Origin of the sequence: Microcoleus sp. Pol7_B2, assembly GCF_036701035.1 — a bacterium.
In the GTDB taxonomy this organism is placed as follows: domain Bacteria; phylum Cyanobacteriota; class Cyanobacteriia; order Cyanobacteriales; family Microcoleaceae; genus Microcoleus.
On record NZ_JAUBQB010000134.1, the window covers coordinates 1 to 9,063 of the forward strand.

The 9,063-nt window shown below is 47.6% G+C and carries 7 protein-coding genes; 4 read left to right on the forward strand and 3 right to left on the reverse strand.

The annotated features are described in order from the left end of the window. The first annotated feature begins 448 nt into the window (after window positions 1–448). A complete protein-coding gene (locus QUA57_RS27470; protein ID WP_333064933.1) occupies window positions 449–2,515 on the forward strand; it encodes an elongation factor G in 2,067 nt (688 codons plus the stop codon). Window positions 2,516–2,573: 58 nt separating this feature from the next. On the opposite strand, the gene QUA57_RS27475 is transcribed toward QUA57_RS27470, so the two are convergent. From QUA57_RS27475 to petP, 3 genes are all read right to left on the reverse strand, one after another. Next, on the reverse strand, window positions 2,574–3,290 hold the full coding sequence (locus tag QUA57_RS27475) for a Uma2 family endonuclease (protein WP_333064932.1): 717 nt from the start codon (window positions 3,288–3,290) through the stop codon (window positions 2,574–2,576). 337 nt (window positions 3,291–3,627) lie between these two features. After that, window positions 3,628–4,722, reverse strand: a complete 1,095-nt coding sequence (locus tag QUA57_RS27480; protein WP_333064931.1) for a Get3/ArsA fold putative tail anchor-mediating ATPase NosAFP — start codon at window positions 4,720–4,722, stop codon at window positions 3,628–3,630. Window positions 4,723–4,906: 184 nt separating this feature from the next. Next, on the reverse strand, window positions 4,907–5,107 hold the full coding sequence (gene petP, locus QUA57_RS27485; RefSeq protein ID WP_333064930.1) for a cytochrome b6f subunit PetP: 201 nt from the start codon (window positions 5,105–5,107) through the stop codon (window positions 4,907–4,909). Between the two features lie 53 nt (window positions 5,108–5,160). Between petP and QUA57_RS27490 the strand changes: the two genes are divergently transcribed. From QUA57_RS27490 to QUA57_RS27500, 3 genes are all read left to right on the forward strand, one after another. Next, window positions 5,161–5,355: a hypothetical protein gene (locus tag QUA57_RS27490; RefSeq protein WP_333064929.1), complete on the forward strand. Its 195-nt coding sequence runs from the start codon at window positions 5,161–5,163 to the stop codon at window positions 5,353–5,355. Between the two features lie 421 nt (window positions 5,356–5,776). After that, window positions 5,777–6,883, forward strand: coding sequence for a FecR domain-containing protein (locus QUA57_RS27495; protein WP_333064927.1), 1,107 nt, complete (start codon window positions 5,777–5,779; stop codon window positions 6,881–6,883). Between the two features lie 235 nt (window positions 6,884–7,118). Beyond that, complete coding sequence (locus QUA57_RS27500; RefSeq protein ID WP_333064925.1) at window positions 7,119–8,933, forward strand: adenylate/guanylate cyclase domain-containing protein; 1,815 nt, start codon at window positions 7,119–7,121, stop codon at window positions 8,931–8,933. Window positions 8,934–9,063 lie beyond the last annotated feature (130 nt).

Genomic DNA, 9,063 nt, shown 5'->3' on the forward strand with positions numbered 1-9,063 from the left:
TGGTCAAGCGGGATCCGCTAGGGGACGATCGCCCCTTCCATTATATAATCATCCGATCACAATAAATCCACCCTGCTAACCCCCCTTAACAAGGGGGGGACAAGATTCGTCTCAAAGTCCCCCTTCTTAAGGGGGATTTAGGGGGATCGAGACTCAACAACAAGCGACATTTATTATGAGTTTCAGTCTTAAGCTGTTACCAATGGGCACAGCCTGGGAAGGAGAATCCGATTTGCCTTCATCTGCAGTTAAAAATTAAAAATATTAAGAAAAACTACAATTTGTGTTTGCGTCCCTCAAAATACGCTAGCGTCAAAAGTATAGAATCATACCAAAATCTGAAATTGCTCGAAACTGCAATAAAAATTAACCTAGAAAAAGTCTAGAAAATGGTATAGAACAGATTGCACCAAGAGCAATGGAAAACAAGTTTTCTGTTGGAGGCAATATGAACGAAAAAGTCCTTGGGGCCGCGCGGAACGTTGCAATTGTTGGCCCTTATTTAAGCGGTAAAACCGCACTGCTCGAAAGTTTGCTGTCGGTGACAGGGACAATTACCCGCAAAGGAAATGTCAAAGAGGGCAACACAATAGGTGATAGTTCGCCGGAAGCGCGCGATCGCCAAATGAGCGTAGAAGTAAACGCCGCCACCGCTGAATATCAAGGCGTCCGCTTCACATTTCTCGACTGTCCGGGCTCGGTAGAATTTGTCCAAGAAACTTACAATGCGCTGATAGGTGTGGATGCGGCGATAATTGTTTGCGAACCAGTTGCCGATCGCACTTTAACCCTCGCACCCCTGTTTAAATTTCTCGATGATTGGGAAATTCCCCACCTAGTTTTTATCAACAAGATTGATCGTGCTTACACAGACGAAACTACTTGCGGCACCAACTTCACCGAGGTGATCGACGCGCTCAAATCCGTTTCCAGTAGACCGGTCGTACCTCACCAATATCCGATCGGCAAAAACGAACAAATCATCGGTTTTATCGACTTAGTAACCGAACAAGCTTACCACTACCATCCGGGCGCCGCCGCAGATCCCGTCCCGCTTCCAGAACACCTCAAAGCACAAGAAAGCGCAGCGCGGCAGCAAATGCTCGAAGAATTGGCGAATTTTGACGACCATTTACTCGAAGAATTGCTCGAAGAAATCAATCCCGACGCCGAAGAAATTACCCGCGATTTAAAGATGGAATTAGGCGCAGATTTAATTGTGCCAGTATTCATCGGCATGGCCGAACAAGATTTCGGCGTGCGGCCCCTGCTGGAAGCTTTGCTGAGGGAAGCGCCGACACCCGAAACTACAGCCGATCGCCGCGGCATTATACAAAGTGAAAACAAAGTTTTGGCTCAAATCCTCAAAACCTATTACACACCACAAGGAGGAAAACTATCGTTAGTGAGAATGTGGCGGGGGACGCTGGCAGACGGAGCAACTTTGAACGGCGTTCGAGTTAACGGTTTGTACCGCTTGACCGGCCAGCAAACGCAAAGTTTGCAGTCTGTCAGCGCCGGGGACATTGTGGCTTTGGGAAGGCTAGAAGGCGTGAAAACAGGCGATACGCTGGCGCTAGACCGATCGGAAGAATTGCCAAAAGCTGAAATTATCCCGCCTGTCTACGCACTGGCGATCGTCCCAGAAAAGCGCAACGATGAAGTTAAGCTGAGCTCGGCTTTAGCTAAATTGCTAGAAGAAGACCCATCTTTAGTGTGGGAACAGCACGGCGACACTCACGAAATTATACTTTGGGGTCAAGGCGAAATCCACCTGAAAGTAGCCTTAGACAGGTTGCGCCGCAAGTATAATTTGCCGATGGCGACTCACTTACCGCAAGTGCCGTACAAAGAAACCATCCGCAAACCAGCATCTTCCATCCACGGGCGCTACAAACACCAAAGCGGCGGACACGGACAATTCGGCGACGTGTACCTCGACATTCAACCGCAGCCTCGCGGAGAAGGTTTCAATTTCACCGACAAAATAGTCGGCGGAGTCGTCCCAAAACAGTATATTCCCGGCGTGGAAGTGGGAGTGCGCGAGTATTTGGATCGCGGCCCGCTGGGTTTTCCGGTGGTAGACGTAGCGGTGACGCTGACGAACGGTTCCTACCATTCTGTGGACAGTTCCGAACAAGCTTTCAAGCAAGCGGCGCGTTTGGCGATGCAGGAGGGAATGGCGAAGTGCGAACCGGCATTGCTGGAGCCGATCGCCAAAGTTGAAATTTGCGCTCCGAACGAGTGTACATCAAAGGTGTTGCAGTTGGTCAGCGGACACCGCGGCCAAATTCTCGGCTACGAAGGTAAAAAAGACTGGAAGGGATGGGATGCAGTTTCTGCTTATTTGCCGATCGCAGAAATGCAGAATTTGATCGTAGAATTGCGATCGCAGACAATGGGAGTCGGATTTTTTAATTGGGAGTTCGATCGATTGCAAGAAGTGCCGGAACCTTTAGCTAAGCGGGTTTTGCTAACGACTGGCGACAATGGAAACGGCAACGGTAAAAGTTAGGTAATTGTGTTAAAAAACCCGGTTTCTTCAAGCAACCGGGTTTTTGTACGAGTTGCAATTACAATTCATTGGGGTCGATTCCCATTTCTCGGAGTCTTGATTCTAAAGCTTGCGATCGCGATCGTTCTTGTTCCAGCAAAGTTTGTGCCTCAGTGGCACGTTCCTCTGCTTCCTGTGCCCGTGCTTCCGCCTGCTGTCGCAGTTGAGCGAGTTCCACAAAACTCACAAACGGTTCTCCCGACGGCCCGAACATTTCGAGTCCGGTTTCAGACAATCCAAAGCGCACGCCCAGTCTGGGACTAATCCAACCGTCTATTTGTTCGATCGCCTCTAACTCTTCCTCAAGCCGCTGCCATCCTGTCAATTCTAAGGTTTGCGGGTCGTACAAATAGTATTCTTCTACACCGTAACGTTCGTAAAATTTGAACTTTTGAATCATTGGAGCGGGTCGATTTCCCGGCGACCAAATTTCAAACACAACTTGTGGCCCAATATTATCTTCATTCCACTGTTGATAGGAACCACGATAACCTTTTGGTCTACCAAAAACTACCATCACATCTGGTGCTTGGCAAAGTTTATTATTTCCTTCCACGGGATACCAAAGCAAGTCGCCTGCCACGAAAACATTCGGGTCATTCGCAAATAATAGTTCCGAATTTTCCTTAATCCAAACGATTAATCGGAATTGCTCAGTATTATCTGACATTGGTTCTCCGTTATCATCGGGGTAGATAATATTTGATTTGTCGGGAGATTGCAGTTGTGTAACCATTGCTGTTTCCCCAAATTGGCTGCTAATAATATTGTATTGTAAATGATATCAATTCCGTCCTTCGTAGGGGCCGCGTTCGCCCGAAATATTGGCAATTATTCCAACGATAAATAAACCCGCCCCCGCCCCACGGCCAATCTGAATGTACATTTCGATTGTTCGTTGGGTGGGGGCGGGTTTTCGAGATTGTTTGTTTCAGGCGATTATGGTTTGTGAAACCCGCCCTTACAATCGCACAAATTATACGATCGCGAATCAACGAGACATGATATTAGAGAACTCGATAATTCATCAGTGTATCCGTGTCAAAATCTCTTAGAGTGCCTTCTTCCTTACCCTAAAAAGAAATAATCAAGTAACCGTTTTGGAACTTAGCACCAGTAACAGACTTCCCAGTTAGCGCCGGAGGCAGCAAAATATTGCGCCGCTGATCGCCCGCTTCGATCGTAACTTCCGGCCCGGATTGAATCAATTTAATTTCTTTCTTGTCAAACCCAGGCAAAAACAAACTAACTTGACGCTGTGCAATGTTTATGTTAATCGGTTTAGGAGCTTTTGCCCCCTCAGAAAAATCTGGCAAAGCATCAATTAGCGGCTGCCAATTATTCTCATTGTGCGACGGAACCGAAACAGCCGTCAAAGGCTCAAAATCGGCAGTAATAGCTTCTGTAACCGCTGCTTGATTGACAATGACACCGCCCACAGTCAAGCCAACTTGTTGAGAACTTCCCCAAAGATAGCGAGCAGTTGCGATCGCGCTTGCATCCCCAGTCGTCACCAAAAAAGCCGCCGTGCGGTTCGGATCTGCCAGCGCTGCCTTACCCTTATCCAAAAGATTATCGACTTGCTTAGTAGATTGAAAAGCATTGTCTCCCGACAAATCCACAGTCAACACGGTACTCACAACCGGTTGAATAAAAGGTGAAAGCGCTTTCCCCAAATCCGAATCTACCAAAGCTTGGCGGAACCTGCGGATGTACCAACTCAGAATTTCCGGCATTCCCAGCATCCGCAGCGTATCCATGCCGCCATTGCCGTCATAAACAATTACATCGTATTGTTTGCTGTCCTCGTATTCCCGAAGTTCGTTCAACGCCAGCGCGCTGTCCATTCCGGGTAACACCCCTAATTCTTGACCGTAAATCTGCTTGAAAAACGGAGTGCGGACATATTGAGCTTCTAGTTGTTTAACTTCGTCCCACCTGCGTTCTAGCAGGGGCGCGCTTTGCACCTGAACTGCTTTGAGGTTGGGGGCGATTTCCTGGGGGTTGAGAGTCAGGGGAACCCCTAGCAGAATACCCAATGCAGGGCCCGGATCTTGGCCGAGCAGCAGAACTCGCTTGCCTTGAGCCGCGTATTTTTTAGCTGTTGCGATCGCGATCGTACTGCGGCCAGTGCCGCCTTTGCCCAAAAATGTCAAAATCAAAGCCATTTTCTGTTCTCACTGCCAAAGCTTACTCTTTAACATTTAAGCGCAACCTTCAGCCAGAGTGGGGGAGGGGGGAGAGTGGAGGAAGAGGAGAGTCGGTGAGTGGGAGAGTGGGAGAGGGAAGAATTGGGAAAATTTTTCCTCTTCCTTCTTCCTTCTTCCTTCTTCCTTCTTCCTTCTACATCTGTTAAACGGGTTCTAGCTCATCTTCAAAGAACCAAGTTGCAAAACCGTCAAACTTGACAACCACGCCTACTCCGCTACCGTCAACCATTTTGAATCCGTCAACAGTGCCTACTGGATTCTCCTTTATCTTGCCCACTATATTTGGAGGTATCCGATCTCTGAGACGGCGCACCTTAACTCTCTGACCTACTTCTATTGCCACGGAAATTTTTCTCCTGCTCTATATAACCTATATACAACCGTCCATTTTACAGTTTGGCGTCTACTTCGGAACAGCAACACCAGCAGGCGATCGCTCGCTATGATTTTCCATCGAAATTTCCACCAACTTTCCCTAAAAAACGCTATTCTAGTCAGAGTTGGTCGATCGTGTACCCTGATTCGCTCGGGTTTGCTTCATCAGGTTCCACATGGGCAAGTTCCACTCCCAGAGCCGGGCGCACCACTTAGATAATTATTTTTTATCGCTTCGCAAAAAGAATCTTTTTATTAATTGCCACAACTACAGGACTTCTCCCCAGTTAGTCATCCTTCCGGCAGAAGCCAAAAGGCATTCAGAAGTTGTAGTTAATTTTATGTTTGCTATATATAACTCGGCGCTCTCTAAGGTTGAGATCGGCGAAATTACTGCTGCAAAGCACTTTGAGTCGGGTTAGCAAAATTTTCCGAAGGTTATATTTTAGTAAAGTGCCATGTTGTAACAGTTTACTAAAATATGACAATAAAAAGAAGATTTAATGCTAAAATTTATTGCTGAGAAAGTTGATTAGGGCTGCGGTCTTACGGCATAAAAAGTGGAACGATTGCCGGATTTAGGGAGTTTAATAGAGGAAATGAAGTCAAGGAACTTCAACATCACAAAATTGAAATAATGAATAAAATTTTTACGTGCTGGCGATCGACGAAAATTCCGCTCCTAAGTTTGTCGTTAGCTGTGTTCGCCTGTCTGCCGCTTGGTCGTGGGACGATCGCCAGTCCGCTCTCTCCATCCCCCAAACAGCCGTCGAACGCTACTAAAATTGTCTCGGTCGATCGACCGCCAGCACTACCAATCGCCTCAAAATCTCTAACAAATCCGGCAACGGTGGCGGCGAATCCATCCCCAGCACACACGATAAACGCCCAGGGAACAGCGGCCGGACGATCGCTCGAAATACAAGAAATTCGCGGTAAAGTAAGCTTTAAAGGGCGACCGGCAGTCGTGGGCGATCGGCTCCTCGCCCCCGGAGACGAAATCATCACCGGCCCCGATTCCACAGCCCGTTTAGCGATCGACAACCACACCGGCATCGTGGAAGTTTCCGAAAAAACCGCAGTCAGAATATCCAATTTGTCAAGCAGTGCAGGTGGCGAGAAAGACACAGCCATTTTTGTCAGCAGGGGGCGAGTCAGGTTGTCGATCGGCAAAACTGCTGCGACAACTCCCGCAGCCAACACCTCAACAATTATCCCGCCGAACCAAATAGTCGCCTTCAATAGCCTCAGCGGACTTGGCAAACCCAGTCAAATTGCCCAACAAAAAAGGTCTGCCAAAACCGCCCCAGTCAGGGTTGAAACCCCAGAAGGCGTTGCCGGAGTCCGCGGCACCTCCTTTGGCGTCAGCGTCGGTGGGGGCAAAACCGCAGTCGAAACTATTGAAGGTGCAGTCGTAGTATCAGACAGCACCGACTCAGAAGTCGTTGTCAACAGCGGCAACTTCACGACAATTTTCCCTCAAACCTCGCCCGTGGCGCCCTCAGCGAGCCCTCGCCTAGCTCAACTCAAAGTCCGCAGTTTGTTGAGACTCAGCGCCAATATCTATCGCCTCAGCGGTCAAATTAACCCGATCGACATAGTTTATGTCAACAACGAAGAGATTAAGATCGATCGAAATGGCAACTTCAAAATCCAAGGAATTTTACCTCCAAGCCGCCGCCTCAAAATCGTAGTGCGAGGCCCGTCAATCACAGAACGGCATTATAGCCTCACAGTTCCCTAAACAACCTATCTAAGAGTAAAGTGCGCGGGCAGTCTCTGAAGACGTGAGTTAGAGCCTAAGTTGTATCTGGGTGAATTATTTTGTGTAGGTGCGAAGCATTTCGCGGTGAATCTCGGTAGTCAAAATAAATAAATTTTGCGTCAACCCTTCGCCCTTACGGTATTGTAAAACTTCATGACTCGCACTCCTGTCGAAAGTCGGACTCGAATGTCAATTATTTCGTCAAATTAATTGCATGAAGTTCAAACAATGGATGGATCATCTCAAACACAATCAACTGATCGGCCTGCGGCAATATATAATTTCAAATCCTCCCTGGATGACAGGCACCCTAGCAGGGCTAATGTCTGTAATCATGCTGCAAGTGGGAATTTGGAAACCCCTTGAATATTTGGGATACAAAACGCTATTTCAAATTCGAGAATCGGGTATATTACCAAATCCCGGATGGGATCAGAGAATTGCAGTAATTGCGATCGAACGGCATTCCTTGCAGGAATACGGTCAATTTCCTTGGCCTCGCAACCGCTACGCTCAACTGCTAGAAGCACTGAAAAAATCTCCCCCTACAGCCGTTGGTTTTGACATTCTTTTCCTCGATCCGAGCCCGAAAGATGATATTTTAGCTGCAGCAATCGCCGCCAACGGCAAAGTTGTACTCCCTAGAACCCCCAAAGAAGAACCCGTAGCCTCTTTAAAAGCAGCCGCCGCAGGTGTCGGCCACATCGGCCAAGAAGCCGATAGCGACGGTATTACCCGCGAGTCAAAAATCTTTCTCAATGGGATTCCTAATTTTGGTTTAGCAATGACTCACAGGTACAATGCAGCTAATCCCCAAGATCCAGTATTGCTCCCAAAATCAAAAAATAAGCAGGAAAAAAAAGTCTGGGTTAACTGGCCGGGGAAAACTGAAAATCTACCTACCTATGCTTTTGTTGATGTCGTAGAAGGTAGAATTCCCGCAGATGCTCTGACCAATAAGTTAGTTTTAGTGGGCATAGTTGCTACCGGTTTCGACCCCATATCTTCACCTCTCAACAAGACTACGGGTGGGGTTTTTTTATATGCAGCGTTGGTTGACAATTTGCTCAATCAACGCTTGCTGCAGCGGCTGCCGGTACTCGTAGAAATTTTGTTATTGTGGGGAATTGGTCCGCTTACCGCTTTGGTTCTGGGCCACCGAGGTGTTAAGGAGAGAATTGCGATCACTCTCGGTTTGCCTATAATTTGGATTGCGGCTGCTGCTTTGTTATTTGGCTTCTTTTTTTGGTGGGTTCCGATTGCTGCACCTATCGGCACCCTCATTTTATCTAGCACTGCTTTGCAACTGCGGGAACAGTACGAAAAGCAGCAGTTGATGAGGTTATTTGAAAAGCACGTCGCTCCGGAGACAGCTCAGCTTATTTGGGAACGCAAAGCTGAGATATTTGAACAAGGAGAACTCGAACCTCAAGAACTTACAGCAACGGTGCTGTTTATGGATATTCGTAGTTTTACTTCGATTTCAGAAAAAATGCCGCCGCGGGATTTGCTCACCTGGCTGAACAATTATTTGGAAGCGATGACCAACTGTATTATGGATCACGGCGGCGTTGTAGATAAATACATCGGTGATGCAATTATGGCAGTTTTTGGGGTGCCTTTTTGCCATACCGAATATCGACAAATCCAACAAGATGCTTTGAATGCAGTTGCGGCTTGCATTGCGATGCACGAACGGCTGCACCAACTTAACCAGCAGCTTAGAATTGAACGCAAACCTTTAATTAAATTTGGCATCGGTTTGCATACCGGACAGTTAGTTGCTGGTAGCGTAGGCGGTTCCCGGCGTTTGAATTATTCTGTGATCGGCGATGCTGTCAACGTTGCTGCTAGATTGGAGGCGATGAATAAGGAAATTGTTTCTGACAGTCCTTTTAATTTGTTGGTGACGGGGAGGACTTTTGCTTACGTGCGCGATCGCTACGAAGGCCAAAAAGTAGGAGCGATTCAATTGCGCGGCAAAAAAGAACTGACAGTGGTTTATGCTATTTTGGGGGAAAAGCATTAGTTATTGGGCATGGGGCATGGGGCATGGGGCATGGGCATTGGTTCAGGGCTTACGTAGGGCTTGCTGAATAATCGAGTGCATATTGCGTCGCGAAAGGTTTCGAGCGCGTGATCGAGAATAAAGTGCAAGA

Bases quoted from the DNA above. Each gene is read 5' to 3' on its own strand.
- QUA57_RS27500 (WP_333064925.1), top strand. From the start codon at position 7,119: ATGAAGTTCAAACAATGGATGGATCATCTCAAACACAATCAACTGATC.
- QUA57_RS27495 (WP_333064927.1), top strand. From the start codon at position 5,777: ATGAATAAAATTTTTACGTGCTGGCGATCGACGAAAATTCCGCTCCTA.
- QUA57_RS27480 (WP_333064931.1), bottom strand. From the start codon at position 4,722: ATGGCTTTGATTTTGACATTTTTGGGCAAAGGCGGCACTGGCCGCAGT.
- QUA57_RS27475 (WP_333064932.1), bottom strand. From the start codon at position 3,290: ATGGTTACACAACTGCAATCTCCCGACAAATCAAATATTATCTACCCC.
- QUA57_RS27470 (WP_333064933.1), top strand. From the start codon at position 449: ATGAACGAAAAAGTCCTTGGGGCCGCGCGGAACGTTGCAATTGTTGGC.